The organism is Geomonas ferrireducens (assembly GCF_004917065.1).
Taxonomy (GTDB): domain Bacteria; phylum Desulfobacterota; class Desulfuromonadia; order Geobacterales; family Geobacteraceae; genus Geomonas; species Geomonas ferrireducens.
The window spans coordinates 715359-730097 of the sequence record NZ_SSYA01000003.1 but is presented as its reverse complement, the minus strand read 5'-3'; the positions used below and the strand labels follow the sequence as shown (position 1 = coordinate 730097).

The following is a 14739-nucleotide window of genomic DNA, read 5'->3' as shown; positions in this document are numbered from 1 at the left end:
CAAGGCAAATCCCCCCTGCCCCCCCTTCGCAAAGGGGGGAACGTTAGGCCCAATGCGCGCTTCGTGGGTTGCGGCACTCCTCTTTCCACCGGGATTTCCGGAAGAACATTAGCCGCTGGGGGACATTTGACCAGGGCTGCTGTTTTCGTGCGAGGCGGGATCAGTAGCGGTAGGTGAGCTCGGCGCGCAGCAACTGGTTCATCTGCGTGTCTCCGGCGCGCAACTCGTAGTTGTGGACCCATTCCTGACCGTAGAGAAGCAGGGCGCTCCACTCCTTGAAGACGGGGAAGGTCCAAGAGGCGCGCAGGGCGTTCTTGCGCTCGATCGCCTGCATAACCCCGCCCGCGTCATACCTCCCAGTCTCGTCGACGGTGACGCGGCCGTAGTCGCCGCGCCGGGTATGGAACGCCTCCAGCGCGAGGTTGTTGCGTACCGAGAACCAGTGGCTGTAACGCAGGAAGAAGTCCTGGGTGGCGCCCCCCTGGGAGTGGCCAAGCGGCAGACCATGGTACAGGTATCCCTCAACAAAGGTGCCGTTGGTGTAAAGGATGCGGTTGCCGCGAAAGTACTCGAAGCGCAGGTCATCCCGGCCACTGTCGGTGAGCCTCGGGATGTAGAAGCCGGCGACGTAGCTCTCCACGATGGGCCAGAAGGCCGCGGCGTCTTCGCCGGATAGCTCGCCGTACAACTCGGTGTTACGCAGCCAGGGGAGTCTCAGCCGCAGATCAAACCCTGCGATGGAGTTGGAATTGTCCTCGCTCGTCCCCCCTACAAGGCCACGCACGATGTCCCCGAAGCCGTTGTTGACGCCGGGGCCGCCCGCCTGTCGTCCGAGGTTTATGCCGAACTCGAGGTTCTCGAGCGGTTTCATGGCGAGTTTTCCTGCAAAGAAGTACGGCTCGCGCTCTTTTCCGTCGGTGACCGTTTTCTCAAGCCGGGAGAAGACTAGGGAGTACTTGAGGTCCCAGAGGTATCTGCTCTTCACCAACTCGGGACTGGAAAGCTTTACCTGGTCGAGGTTTCTGGCGTTATTGGTCAGCGTGATGGCACCGCGGTAGCCGGGACCCAGCCAGTTCTCGTCGCGCCCCACCTCCAGTTCCAGCCCCTTGCCGCCGATTTTCACGTAGCCGCGGTTCAGGCGCACCCTCGCCTCATCGTCCGCCTCCGACCAAAGGAGCTGCGGCTCAACGAGCGCGCTTCCCATGGCACCGAAGTAGAGCTCCCCGCTCCCCGTCAAGTCCAGGTTGGTCCCTCTTTTGTAGACCACGCCGTCGTTGTTTTCCAAAAGCGGCGTCCCCTCGCTGCCCCGCTGCTGTACCGGCGAGGGATAAGGGTTCGAGGGACGCAGGCCGCCGCCGATGCCGAAGACGCCGTCGTCGCCTGGGTCATGCACGGCGCGGTAATAGCTTCTCGGTGCACCATCGAGGTAGACGTAGCGCAGTCGAGCCATTGCGAGCGGGTCGTAGTCGAAGGCAGGAGCCGACTCCTCGCGACCGTAGTAAGTCAGTTCGCGGGGCAGGAGCTCCTTGAGGCGGGAGATCAGTTCGGTGGCGAGCGGTGAGGTAGCGCCTGGTACCGTTTTCTCCTCAGCCTCCCGGACCATACGTGCCGCTTCCGCCCGTGAGAAGGGTCGAATCCCCTTCACGTCCGAAGAAACCAAGCCGAAGCCGGAGAGTTTCTCGAGGTAGAGGTAGATGGGACTGTCCAGAGGTATGTTCGGGGACGAAAGAGCAAAAGCAAACCCCGGATAAAGGACAGCAACGAACAACGTCACAACGATATTGGATAATCTCATTCAAAGATCTCTTTTAACATGGATGAAGGGGATTTTAAGCAAAAAAGGTTTTCAGGTTTAACCCAAAGCTTGTGGTTTCTGGTCATAAAAGTTTTATCCCCTTTATCCCCTTCCTCCCTGTTTGAATCGGTTTGAACAGCAAAGCAATTTACAGGGATAAAAACGGATGAACGGGATAAAGGCTTTAAACGAAAAAGATTTTCTGGTTTAAACCTAACCGGTTTTAACTGAGCCTATTGCCCAACCTTCGGTATTCGAGTTTGGGATGTCCGAAGTTAACCAGCAGTCCAACTTCGATGCCCGTAGCTTTCAGATAATTTAGTACTTGGGCAGTGTGTTCAGGAGCTAAAGCTTTCACGGCTTTCAATTCTAACAACACCGTCCCTTCAACAACAATATCTGCGAAAAAATCCCCGACAACTTTGTTGCGATAAACGACCTTCAGAGGAACTTGCGAGTCAGCTTGCAATCCGACATCCGTCAGGGCTACCAGTAGCGCCTTTTCGTACACAGACTCAAGGAAGCCGCTGCCGAGTTCATTGCTGACTTCAAAACAGGCGCCAATAACCTTACCAGTCAAGTCGTCATGGATCACGAGGACCTCCGCCACAAGCAAAATTAGAAGGCGTCAATGCTTATAACAGATCCTCAAGTATTTTCATCGATCAAGACAAGAACCATTTAACAGGGATGAAGGGGATGAACGGGATAAAGGCTTTAAAACCAAAAGACTTCTTGGTTTAACCTCAAGCTTGTGGTTTCTGGTTATAAAGGTTTTATCCCCTGTATCCCCTTCATCCCTGTTTGAATCGGTTTTGTTATGCTGCCGTTTCCTCTCGCAGGTTGCGGACGATGGCGAGTTTTTGCGGCGGGAACAGGTCGGGCCGGACCCTCTGGAAGGCAAAGGGGGGCGCGGCCTCGAAATGATACCGCGGCACGAACTCGGGCACGACACGCCTGAGCGTACGCAAAACGGAATCCAGCTCATGGCTTCTCGCAAACCCAAAGAGCTCCTCCAGATCTGCGCTCACCTGCTTAAGATCGGTCTCCACCGGCGCCATGACCCGGATCTTCTTGTGACTGGTCGGCTTGATCCCCTCCCCGTCGATCAGCAGTTCCTCGAAAAGCTTCTCGCCGGGCTTCAGACCGGTGAACCGGATATCGATCTCCTTGTACGGGATGAAACCGGAGAGACGGATCAGCTCCTCGGCAAGGGAAAGGATCCGTACCGGCTCTCCCATGTCGAGCACGAAGATCTCGCCGCCATGGCCGATGCACCCCGCCTGCATCACCAACTGAGACGCCTCCGGTATGGTCATGAAGTAGCGCACCACGTCCTTGTCGGTGACCGTGACCGGCCCCCCTTTCCGGATCTGCTCCTTGAAAAGCGGGATGACGCTGCCGTTACTCCCGAGCACATTGCCGAACCGTACCGTCGTAAATTTCGTCTGACTCTTCGCTGCCAGCGCCTGAACGTAAATCTCCGCGCTTCGCTTGGTGGCCCCCATCACGTTGGTCGGGTTCACCGCCTTGTCGGTCGAGACCATCACGAAATTGCGCACCTTGTACTTATGCGCCGCATCGGCAACAGTCCTCGACCCCATGACGTTGTTCAGCACGGCCTCGGCCGGGTTGTATTCCATCATGGCGACATGCTTGTACGCCGCGGCGTGAAAGACGACCTCCGGCCCGAACTCGTCGAACACCGCCTCGACGCGGTCCTGGTTCTTCACGTCCCCCACCATCGGGATGATGCGCAGGTCGGGGAAACTCTCGGCGAGTTCCTTCTCTATATAGAATAGGGGGGTCTCGGCGTGATCGAAAAGCACGAGCTTTGCAGGCTTGAAACGGGCCACTTGGCGACAGATCTCGCTTCCGATGCTTCCCGCAGCACCCGTCACCAGCACCCGCTTGTCCGTCAGGTAGTTCCTTATCGCGGTCTGGTCCAGAACGACGGGGTCGCGCCCCAAGAGGTCCTCGATTTCCACGTCTTTTATGTGGCTCATGGAGACATCGCCGTCGATCATCTCGGTGATGCCGGGGAGCGTCTTGAAGCGCGCCTTGGTCTTCTCGCAGTTCGCGATGACGCGGCGCATGAGATCCCTGTCGCCGGATGGGATTGCGAAGATGACTTCCTCTATGTTGTGCTTGCGCACCAGCCCGCTGAGCCTGCCAGTCCCCCCAAGGACACGGACCCCGGAGAGCCGCATGCCCATCTTCTGAGGGTCGTCGTCCACGAAGCCCAGCACGTTGTATGCGGCCTCAGGCTGCTTGCGAATCTCCTTGAGAAGAAGATTCCCCGCCTCTCCCGCCCCGACGATGAGGGTCCTCTTTCCCTTGCAAAGCCCGGGGATGATCTTTGTCTCGCGATAGATTCTCCACACCAATCGGCTTCCGGCAACGAGGGCGAAGAGCAGGAACCAATCCAGGATATAGATGGAGCGCGGCATCCCGAATGGGCCTTTCATGTACACGAGGGTGAGGGCTGAAACGGCTGAAGAAAGGGAGACTATCTTGAAGATCTCGTAGGCGTCCTGCAACGAGGCGTAGCGCCAGATGCTGCGGTAGACCCCGGAGGCGACGAACATGGCGGGCTTCACCGCCATGGCGACGACAAGCCCGGTTTTCAGGTTTTCCACCTGGTTCGGCCGGACCTGGAAATCGAAGCGAAGGAGAAACGAAAGGAAGAACGCGGCGGCAATAAGCACCACATCGAGGAAAAACACCAGGACCCTTCTGGCGTGTATCATGACCCCTCCCAACAAGCAGCGCTCAACCAGGTCTTGCGCTGCGACATAAAAAACGAACAACAGCTGAAAAGAATATCACAAAACCTTAAGGAAACAAACCTTAACAATTCGCATAAGGCGATTTACCACGTCATCCTTAGCCTTACCCGATGCCGCTTCCAACTTACCCCTTCGGCAGGATATTATCCTAGGTGCATAGGAAAAAGAGCACCCACCGCTCAGAAAAACCATTGACCTCGTCAGTAACCGTGGTAGCTATTTAAGCGTTTTCTAATTTCATTGCAAAAGGAGCCGCTTATGGACAACATCACGCAACTCAGCAGTGCGGAAGCGATTCCCAAAACGTCTGCCATCGTGGTCGCCATGGCGAAAGACCCTAGCCTGTACGCGCTGGTCGAATCTTTCTTTCCAAAGCGGGAAGAACTCGAGGAAGTCTTCGAAGAGCACAAGGTGGCATTCAGCGAAGCAGCCGACGGGGACCCGGAGAAAGCGAAGCAGCTGAAGGCCATCCGGCAGAAGCTGGACCGCAAGTTCACTGTATTCTTTGCCGTGATGCGGCATGCGGCAGTGGAACATCCCGACCTGCTGGAGAGGTTCGGAGTTCCACCCGAGAAGGTGAGAAGGTCCAACACCCCTATTCTTACCAGTCCGGGGAACCTGCGGGTGATCCATGGAAAAGTATCTGGGGAGTTGCTGCTCAGGGTGGAGCCGGTTAAGGGAGCGAAGAGCTACGACATCTCATGTTGCATCGGCGATCCATCCATCGAGGCAAACTGGAAGCATTGCGGCGTTGGAACAAAGGCGTCGCATCTTCTGGTGAGCGGACTAGTCCCTGGTACGCTCTACTGGTTCCGGGTAAGGGCGATAGGTCCCAACGGCCAGGGACCTTGGTCGCAGTTCGTTTCGCTCATGTGCATCTAATATCCGAGGAAGGTCCCCGCAGTTCGGACGCCTGCGGGGGCCTTTTTTAGCCACTCACGTCCGTTCCCGAACTCGAATAAGCCCCCCCGCCAAAGAGCTCAAGCTTTCCTACCCACTCGCCCCCTTCATTCCTGTTAATTGAAGACTTTCTTGGCGACTTAGCGCCTCCGCGTGACCTCTTAGGACGTCTCCCCCGAAGGCCGTCACATTTCCCCTCAAAGTTGAAAGGTTCGGGGCACGATGTTGCAACTTTTTCCAAAACCTGAAACATTTGGGGCAAAACTTGTCAGATTTGTCCGCAAACTTGAAACATTTCGGGCTAAATCTGTCAACTTTTTCAAAAACCTGCAATATTTCGTGCTAAATATGTCAACTTTTTCAAAAACTTGAAACATTTCAGGAAAAATCTGCCAACTTTTTGGAAAACTTGAAACATTTCGCTCGAAATCTTTCAAATCCCGATCGGAAGTCATCCGACGGCAGCGGCCATTACTTTTGCTACGGCGGCCACGGTATCCATCATTTCCTGTTCCGTGAGGGTGGGATGGACAAGGAACATGAGGCTGGTTTCTCCAAGCTCTTTAGCCAAGGGGAACCGGGTCGCTGGTCTCAACCCATCGAAGGCCTTCTCAAGATAGATCTCGCTGCAACTGCCGCTGAAGCAAGGGATCCCCTCGGCTGTTACAGCGTTCATGATTTTATCGCGGTCCCATCCTTCCGCCAGACGTTCCGGCTCTACGAAGACGTAGTACTTGTAGTAGGCATGGCCGATTTCGGACGGCGGAACCGTCACCCTGAGCCCCGGGAGGTTGCTGAAGCCCTTGGTGAGGATCTCCGCGTTTCTTCTCCTTACCAGGGTCCATTCCGGCAGTTTACCGAGCTGGATCCTGCCGATCGCCGACTGCATTTCGGTTAGGCGCCAATTGGTGCCGAAGGATTCGTGCAGCCAACGGAACCCCGGCGGGTGCTGGCGGTTGTAAACTGCGTCATAGCTCTTGCCGTGATCCTTGAACTCCCAGGCCCGACGCCAGATTTCCTCGACGTTCGTGGTGAGCATCCCCCCTTCCCCGCCGGTGGTCATGATCTTGTCCTGGCAAAAGGAGAATGCGGCTACGTCACCCAATGAACCGACTGGCCGCCCCTTGTACGTTGCGCCGTGGCACTGCGCGCAGTCCTCGATGACCTTCAATCCATGCTCGCGCGCCAGTTCCAGTATCGGGTCCATGTCACATGGCCAGCCAGCCAGGTGCACGCAAATGATGGCTTTGGTTTGAGGGGTGATGTGAGGACGAATGGTTTCAGCAGTGATGTTCTGAGTCACTTGGTCGACGTCTGCGAGGACGGGAGTCGCACCTCGCATGACGATGCAGCTCGCCGATGCGATGAAAGTCCGGCTCGTGGTTATGACCTCATCCCCTGGTCCGATCCCAAGAGCGTGAAGTGCCAGTTCGAGAGCCACGGTTCCATTTGCCAAGGCGACCGCATACCCCGTATTACAATGAGCAGCGAACTCCTGCTCAAATAGCCGTCCTTCCCCCCCCGTCCAATAGTTGACCTTGTTAGATAAAAGTACATTACTGACGATATCGGCTTCTTCATGTGTGAAGCTTGGCCACGGTGCGAATTTTCCGGCCATCTTAGTCCCTTTCTTTCTTACGCGATGGATGCCCCTTAAAGGGTAGCCTCAAGTATTTCAGCTATACGTTGCCCGGTCTTACCGTCCCATAGCGGAGGAATATCCCCCTTTTTCCATCTCCCTGAAAATAGCAAGTCTAGCGCCGGCTTGAGGTTCGTCGGGTCTGTCCCCAAAAGCACGTTGGTTCCCATAGTGACGGTTTCCGGACGTTCGGTGGAGTCCCGCAGAGTCATGCAAGGAACCCCCATCACGGTTGTCTCTTCGGTGATGCCGCCTGAGTCGGTGATGACCGCTTTGGCGTGCTTTACGAGGTAGTTGAACTCGAGGTACGGCTGCGGTTCCACCAGTTTTATGTTGTCTGGTATGGGTGAGGTGCCCAGATTCTTGGAGGTCCGAGGGTGAATCGGAAATACGACGGGCAAGTTTCGGCATCCGCCCGCTACCGCGGTCAGCATCCCGGTCAACTGATCGAGATCGTCCACGTTTGCCGGACGGTGCAGGGTAAGGACGAAATATTCTCCCGACTCCAGGGCAAGTTCCTCCCAAAACATGGGCGGGCGCAACCGTCCCATGTTCGCGAGCAGAGTGTCAATCATAGTGTTGCCGACGAAGTGAATCTTCTCGTCTGATACGCCGCTGCGCCGAAGATTTGCGTTCGCCACTTCACTGGTCGTGAAGAAGTAATTGGTGATGGCGTCGGTGACCATCCGGTTGATCTCTTCCGGCATGCTCCAGTCGCCGGAGCGTATACCCGCCTCGACGTGAGCGACCTTGACGCATAGTTTCTGCGCCGCTATGGAACACGCCATGGTGGAGGTCACGTCGCCAACGACAAGACAGAGGTCGCTTCGTTTCTCCATCAAAAGCTTTTCGTAACGGGTCATGATGGTCGCCGTCTGCTCGGCCTGGGTCCCTGATCCGACCTCAAGGTTCACGTCCGGCACGGGGATGCCGAGTTGAGCGAAGAAGTCGCCCGACATCCTGGCATCGTAATGCTGGCCAGTGTGAACCAAACGGTAGCGAAGACGGCTCCCCCTCCCCTGTCTCTCCTGGATGGCCTTTATGATAGGCGCTATTTTCATGAAATTAGGGCGGGCACCGGCTATGATATCTATCAGAATTGGTTCCATTTTCCTCTCCCTATATTGACTTGGCTATCCGAGCGGGAGTCCCCACCACCAGCACCCTGTCTGGCACGTCGGTTACAACGGTTGCTCCCGCGCCGACCACGACCTCGGAACCTATTTTAAGGTTCGGAACTACGGTGGCTCCAGCACAGATAAATGTGCCAGCGCCGACCTCAACCGTGCCGCATAGAGTTGTTCCGGGGGCCAAGTGGACACCGTCGCCAATGTGGCAGTCGTGGTCGATGCTAGCCTTCGTATTGATGATCACATCGTTACCGATTTTGCAGTCGGAGTTCACGACTGCACCAGCCATAACAACGCAGTTGTTGCCAAGGGTAACTCCTCGGCCGACCTGTGCGGAAGGGTGCTGCACCGTAACCAAATGGTAGCCGTTTTCAGCCAGCCAGGCAGCGACGCTACGACGCGCGCGGTTGCTTCCGATGGCCACGACCCCCATGACGATCCCGCTGGCACCCAGCTCCTGTTTCCCTCCGATAACGGGATAACCGAAGACTGAACTTCCCATAAGTGAAGGGTCATCGTCGACCAGAAAAGCGATTTCGAAAAGCCCCTCTTTCTCTATGATGTCGATCACGACTTTGGCATGGCCGCTCGCACCGAACACGAAGATCTGGTCCTTTGCAGGTTTCACTTTTGGTCTCTCCGTTCACTTCCTGCGAATTTCTCCATTGTCGCTTGCCCCTCCTGCGATATCCCCTCGCGTTTGAATACCTTCGCGACTGTGGAGAGGATGATCTTTAAGTCGAGCCTGATGGAACGATTGTCGACGTACCAGACATCGAGTTTGAACTTGTCCTCCCAGCTTATCGCGTTGCGACCATTGACCTGGGCCCATCCCGTTACACCCGGCTTGACCTCGTGGCGCCGCGCCTGTTCCGCCGAGTACAAGGGCATATATTCCATCAGCAGCGGACGCGGCCCCACGAGACTCATCTCTCCCTTGAGGACGTTGATCAGTTCGGGTAATTCGTCGAGGCTACTACTGCGCAAGAAACGTCCGAATCTGGTCAGCCGCAGATGATCAGGGAGCAGGTCGCCTGAGGCATCCTTTGCGTTTGTCATGGTGCGAAACTTGAGCATGACAAAGGGGCGGCCGTTTTTTCCCGGTCTTTGCTGGCGAAAGAGCACCGGCCCTCCTAACTTGATGCGCACCACAAGCGCAAGGAGCACAAGTAGCGGGGAAAACAGGATGAGCGCGAGCGCACTAGCGATGAAATCCATAAGTCGCTTCATCGTTTGTACTTGCTCCCGCATTCTTCCAAGAAGGCCACGAAGTCACCGGCAAGGTCATCACGGCTGAACTCCCTCTCCGCGAGCAGCCTTGCCTTTTTCCCCATCAGCGTTCTGCGTCGCGGGTCATCTCTCAACTCAACTAGTGCATCGGCAAAGGCTTCGGGATCTTCGGGCGGGACAGCAATGCCGCAGTCGTCGTTGGTTATGATGTCGGCAAGCCACCCAGGGTAGTTGTTCAGCACCGGAATGCCGGATGCGATGTAGTCGAAGAATTTATTGGGGGAGGTCCCGTAATAGAATGCGGGAACGTTGGCCAGTATCATCAGCCCTACGTCGGCCGAGGCGGTCAATTTCGAGAGTTCATGCTTTGGAACCGGGTTACAGAAGACGCAGTTGTCGAGCCCTTCCGCTTCTGCGCGCTGCGCCAAAGACGGCTTGAGCTTTCCATCGCCGATAAAGAGCAGTTTTATGTCTTTTATGCCGCGGTTTTTCAGGACCTTTGCGGCGTCCAGGACCGCATCGAGGCCATTGGCGATGCCATGGGCGCCACAGAAAACGGAAACGAAGTCCGCCTTGTCGATCCCAGGGATGTCTATTGCCTCCTTCATGGCCGGGTGAAAAAGCGCCAAGTCACAACCATTCGGAACCATGGCAACTTTCTCTTGGGCTACGCCGCGTCTCGTTATCCCGCGCACGATACCCGGGGACAATCCGATGCAGGCATCAGCCGAACGATAGGAGAGCCATTCCAACAGGTCCATGGCCTTAAGGATGAACGGGTTTGTTATCACCCCCATCTCACGCGGAAGTTCAGGCCAAAGGTCGCGTACTTCAAAGACAAACGGTTTACGGCGGAAGGGCTTCATCAAGATGCCCGGGATTCCCGCCGTAAGCGGAGTCGACGTTGCAAAGAGGAGATCGTAATCGAGTTGCAGCGCAAACTGCGAACTGCGCCAAGCGTATCGGAGGAAGGTCAGCGCCCTTTTCAGAAAGCCATCGTAGTTCGAATAGGGAAGGCAGAGTTCGATGACGTCTATGCCGTCGACGTTGCCGCGACGCGCTCCCCTTACCGGTTCGCCTGCAAGACCGCTTTTCGCCATCTGTCCGCTTCCACAAACCATGGTTACCTTGTGGCCTTGGCGGAGCAGTCGCTGCGCCATCTCATACGACCTAGTCCCGGTTGAGCCGTGAGGCGTCGAGAAATGCTGGTGGAAATACAGTACGTGCATGTCAGTCCTTAAGTGTTATTTCTGTATCGATCGACCAGGTGCCAGGCCCGAGTTCGATCTCCAGCACGGGTAGCGGAGTTTTCTCCTGGTAGTGAAGTGATTCCCAGCCGGTTGTAAGTTCCAGTCGCCGCAGCGGAGCAGAAGCGGTCACCGAAACCAGGGCGTGTTCGCTTACGCAATTTCCACGGCTCAGCGTCCAATCTGCCGGAACAAGTCGCCACCTGAGGACCGCTTTCTCTTCAAAGCCGCTCACCTCGTCCCGGATACGCCAGACTTTCCCCTGGGCGGTAACCGTCCTTCTGTGCCGGGCCCCTTTCCAATCGCGGTAAGCGCCGCTCCAAGACTTGGCGGCGCCATCGTTAACTATCCCAGAGACGCTTTCCATCTTAAGCCATTCTCCGAAGAGGAAACGCCCGAGGCGAGGCATCTGGTTGCGCCCGTCAAACTGGACCGTGTTATGGGCCGGGGTGCCGGAGAAGTAATCGTGCCAGGAAGGGTCGGCGCTGTAGCTGAAGGTCCCCCCGTCACGAAGGATGTTTACCCCCTTGTGCCACAGGTCGAGGTGAAGACAGTCTGCATGCCCCGGACGAAAAACGAAGTTTGCGTAACGGATAACTCCCCGCGAGGCACCGGAGTGCAACACCAAGTATCCGCCGTCCGGGAAATGACAGTACGGGCTATCTTTGCTGCAAGGATATGCGTCCGGCTCGATCCCAAGCAAACGAAGAGGAGCGTTCCACTCCCCTTTTCCGTAAACCCTTTGTCCCCGGAAGAGAAGAGAGGCAAGCTCCACCGACGGACGGAAATCCCGGTACGGTGCGAAGAAGAGGTCGTAAAGCCGCGCGCCGTCGTTGGCACCCAGGTTGGGTACATCCCCGGTCAAAGCGTCCGTCATGGCTTCAAGCCATACGGTAGCTGACTTGCAAAGGGCGTAGAAGAAAGAGCTGAAAGAGGGTGCGTCCAGTTCTCTGCGCCAGATTTCGACCTGGCTGAGGGTGTCGAGAAGGACGCGGTGGTAGTTTACGGAATACTGTGAAAAGCTCCCGTCAGGAGCTACAAGTCTCGAGACTCGCTCTTCCAGGCGCCGGCGCCCCTGCTGGTGCCAAAGACCGGCACGTCTTTTCAGCGCAGTTGAACCGGCCACCTTAACCAGCCATCCCCCGCCGATAAAAAGGGCCGCCGCTTCGGAAGTACCGTGGTTGTTGTCCTGTCCTACCGCGTAGTGGATGGTAGGCATGATTCGGCTGCAATGGAGGCTGATAAATTCCACCAGCGAAGAAGAAGGGGCATCATGTACGCCCAGAACACGTGCGGTGAGGAGCAGGTTGATGAGGCGAATGGCAGCCTCCTGTCCGCACTTCCAGTTGGGTCCGAAGTTGTACGGATTTTTCACCGCCCAGTCGGAAACCCAGGCGTTGAGTGTGGAGAGGTATTTTTCCTCCCCCGAGATGCGCCATGCCAGGGCCAGCACCGGCGCCCATTCGAACCGCGACGCCTCCCATACGTTTTTAATGTCGCAACCAGGCAGCACGCTGCAGTCCGACCAGTGTCCATGGGGGAGCGACCGGGTGCCGGTGAAGGGATCGAAAAACCAGTCAGGCGGAGAGCCGACCTGCTTTAGCGAAGAGGAGTAGTAGGGAAGTTCCCCCGCAAGCATCGAAGAGGCGTGCTGCAGTACCGTGCGGTGCTGTGCTTCGGAGAGCGGCGTTGGGGCAAACGACCCGGGGGCGAAAAAAGCGTCGCCGGAGTTCCATACACGCTGCGGCAAAAGGTAGCGGTAAATACCGGCTCGGCATACAAGACGGTAGGCCGTTACTCTCGCAATCGAACGAAAGCCCAGTCGGAAAGAGGTATTCAGGATGAGAGAAAACCTCGAGGTCATCCCTCGGAAACCTCGACCCACCGTCCCTCCTTGAGGGAGGTAATGGCGGCAAATCCGGCTCGGGTGGTATTGACGATCTCTTCAAACGGGATAAGGGGTTCGCCGCCGGAGCGCAGGCGCTCCAACAGGAGCCTGAACTGCTCGGCATGTCCCTTGGCCTGCTTTCCTTTCGAGGAGGTAAAACCCTTGAAGCCGTAGCCCGTCAGGGTGCGCCAGTTGTCCATGATGAGCGAACGCTCTTGGGAATGCACCTCGAGCCGCTCCTTTGAGTACGCCTTGCTTCCGTTGGCAAAGTAGTTGATGACGGCATTGGAACCGTTGGCGTATTTAAGGAGGATGCTGGCATTATCGGTATTCTCGGCAGGTGACGAGCCAAGGGCGTTCATGCAGACGGCAACGACGCGGCTCCCGGCGATATATGAGCAAAGATCGATGAAGTGGCAGGCCTCGCCGACGATGCGCCCTCCCCCAACCTGAAGATCGTGGACCCATGAGTTCGCAGGGATAAAGCCTGCGTTCATGGTGGCAACGATATTTACGGCACCCTGACCAACAAGCGATTTGATTTTCTGAGTGAAGGGAGCAAAGCGGCGATTGTAGCCGACGGTAAGAACCGACCGACCGCCGCCGATGCTGCCCGCGGCGGAGTGGGCATTCACTATCTGGTCAAGCTCCTCACTGGTAAGGCACAGAGGTTTTTCTACGAAGACGTTTTTCCCAGCGCTCAACGCATCGATGACCATGGGAGCGTGAAGGTTATGGCGTGTGGTGATCATCACCAAGTCCACTTCGGGGTCAGCCAGAATCACCTTATAGTCGGTGGCCGCGTTGGCAAAGCCCGCCCGGTCGGCGAGAGTCCTGGCAGTCACCCCACCCGCCGAGACGATGTACTTCAGCTGTGGGTTTAGTGGCTTGAGGGCCGGCAACACCGTGGCGCTGGTGAAGTTGCCGGCACCGATGATGCCGACTATCCCCTTCCCTTGGGTAAACAAGGGGTTGGATACTGTCACAACGGGGGACGGATCGAGCTTCTCCGGGTACAGAAGCAACGAAGCGATGGAAGAGGATTTCCCTATGTTGTCGTAGATGCTGTTGTAATCAGCCAGAGGTACCCTTTCGGTGATGAGAGGATCGACCTGCAACTGGCCGGATTCTATGGCGGCAAGAATCGCTTCAAAGTTCCGCCTCTCGGTCCACCGAATGAAGCCGATGGGGTAGTCATGCCCTTTCTGCTCGTAGTCGTCATCGTAGCGTCCGGGGCCGTAGGAACAGGAGACTTGGAAGGAGAGTTCCTTCTCGTAAAATTCAGCCCGGGAAAGGTTGAGCCCAATGACTCCGACGAGAACGATGCGTCCACGCTTCCGGCTCATGCGTGCAGCCTGGGAGATGATCTCGTCCCCCTTAGCGGAGGCGGTGATCAGGACACCGTCAGCACCGACGCCAGAGGTGAGTTCTGACACGAACTTCACCTGGTCGGTTCCGCCGGCAGGGTTCACCGCGATAATGCCCATCGCGTTGGCGACGTCCACCTTTTTCTGGTCGAAGTCGAACCCGACAACCCGACAGCCATTGGCGCGCAGCAACTGCGCGGAGAGCAGCCCAATAAGACCTAGCCCGATGACTGCGACGGTTTCACCGAAGGTAGGCCGTAATAGGCGGATGCCTTGAAGCCCAATGGAGCCGATGACTGTAAACGCGGCAGCATCATCTGTCACCTTCTCAGGTATCTTTGCGCAGAGGTTTTTGGGGACTGAGACAATTTCGGCGTGAGACCCGTTGGAAGCAACCCTGTCGCCAACCTGAAAGTCTGTAACCCCCTGCCCCACCGCAATGACACGCCCAACGTTGCAGTACCCTAGAGGAAGCGGCTGCCCAAGTTTGTTGAAGACAGCCTCCATCGTCGGGAGCAGACCGTCGCTGCGGATCTTGTCCAGCACCATCTTCACCTTGTCCGGCTGCTGGCGTGCTTTCTGGATGAGGCTGGCATTGCCGAATTCCACCAGCATCCGTTCAGTGCCCAAAGAGACAAGGGTTCGACAGGTTTTTATAAGAAGGCAGCCGGGTTGCACAGTTGGAGCCGGAACTTCTTGAAGAAGAGTCTCTCCACTTTTCAAGTTCTGGATGATCTGGTTCAAAGTAACCTCA

The 14739-nt window shown here is 56.6% G+C and carries 11 protein-coding genes; 1 reads left to right on the top strand and 10 read right to left on the bottom strand.

The features are described from left to right. Nucleotides 1-160: 160 nt before the first annotated feature. The 3 genes from E8L22_RS19010 to E8L22_RS19000 all read right to left on the bottom strand — a co-directional run bounded on the left by E8L22_RS19010 (nucleotide 161) and on the right by E8L22_RS19000 (nucleotide 4545). Nucleotides 161-1795 (bottom strand): capsule assembly Wzi family protein, encoded by a 1635-nt coding sequence (locus E8L22_RS19010; RefSeq protein WP_136526684.1) that lies wholly within the window; start codon nucleotides 1793-1795, stop codon nucleotides 161-163. 223 nt (nucleotides 1796-2018) lie between these two features. After that, on the bottom strand, nucleotides 2019-2390 hold the full coding sequence (locus E8L22_RS19005; RefSeq protein ID WP_136526683.1) for a GxxExxY protein: 372 nt from the start codon (nucleotides 2388-2390) through the stop codon (nucleotides 2019-2021). A 223-nt stretch (nucleotides 2391-2613) separates the two neighbouring features. Then, nucleotides 2614-4545 (bottom strand): polysaccharide biosynthesis protein, encoded by a 1932-nt coding sequence (locus tag E8L22_RS19000; RefSeq protein ID WP_136526682.1) that lies wholly within the window; start codon nucleotides 4543-4545, stop codon nucleotides 2614-2616. Between the two features lie 297 nt (nucleotides 4546-4842). Between E8L22_RS19000 and E8L22_RS18995 the strand changes: the two genes are divergently transcribed. Further along, entirely contained in the window at nucleotides 4843-5466 is a 624-nt protein-coding gene (locus tag E8L22_RS18995; RefSeq protein ID WP_136526681.1) for a fibronectin type III domain-containing protein, read from the top strand. A 469-nt stretch (nucleotides 5467-5935) separates the two neighbouring features. Here E8L22_RS18995 and E8L22_RS18990 read toward each other — a convergent pair whose 3' ends face one another. The 7 genes from E8L22_RS18990 to E8L22_RS18960 are packed head-to-tail and all read right to left on the bottom strand — an operon-like array spanning nucleotide 5936 to nucleotide 14729. Continuing rightward, a complete protein-coding gene (locus tag E8L22_RS18990; RefSeq protein WP_136526680.1) occupies nucleotides 5936-7102 on the bottom strand; it encodes a DegT/DnrJ/EryC1/StrS family aminotransferase in 1167 nt (388 codons plus the stop codon). A gap of 35 nt (nucleotides 7103-7137) precedes the next feature. Further along, nucleotides 7138-8232: a non-hydrolyzing UDP-N-acetylglucosamine 2-epimerase gene (gene wecB, locus E8L22_RS18985; RefSeq protein ID WP_136526679.1), complete on the bottom strand. Its 1095-nt coding sequence runs from the start codon at nucleotides 8230-8232 to the stop codon at nucleotides 7138-7140. A gap of 10 nt (nucleotides 8233-8242) precedes the next feature. After that, nucleotides 8243-8881, bottom strand: a complete 639-nt coding sequence (locus E8L22_RS18980) for an acetyltransferase (RefSeq protein WP_136526678.1) — start codon at nucleotides 8879-8881, stop codon at nucleotides 8243-8245. Continuing rightward, the gene (locus E8L22_RS18975) at nucleotides 8878-9471 is read right to left on the bottom strand and encodes a sugar transferase (protein ID WP_281283001.1); all 594 of its coding nucleotides are present in this window, start codon (nucleotides 9469-9471) and stop codon (nucleotides 8878-8880) included. The genes E8L22_RS18980 and E8L22_RS18975 overlap by 4 nt, the downstream gene beginning before the upstream one ends. An 8-nt stretch (nucleotides 9472-9479) precedes the next feature. Continuing rightward, on the bottom strand, nucleotides 9480-10712 hold the full coding sequence (locus tag E8L22_RS18970; RefSeq protein WP_136526676.1) for a glycosyltransferase family 4 protein: 1233 nt from the start codon (nucleotides 10710-10712) through the stop codon (nucleotides 9480-9482). 1 nt (nucleotide 10713) lies between these two features. Beyond that, nucleotides 10714-12615, bottom strand: a complete 1902-nt coding sequence (locus E8L22_RS18965; protein WP_136526675.1) for an alginate lyase family protein — start codon at nucleotides 12613-12615, stop codon at nucleotides 10714-10716. Further along, nucleotides 12591-14729, bottom strand: coding sequence for a bi-domain-containing oxidoreductase (locus E8L22_RS18960; RefSeq protein ID WP_136526674.1), 2139 nt, complete (start codon nucleotides 14727-14729; stop codon nucleotides 12591-12593). The genes E8L22_RS18965 and E8L22_RS18960 overlap by 25 nt, the downstream gene beginning before the upstream one ends. Nucleotides 14730-14739: the final 10 nt, after the last annotated feature.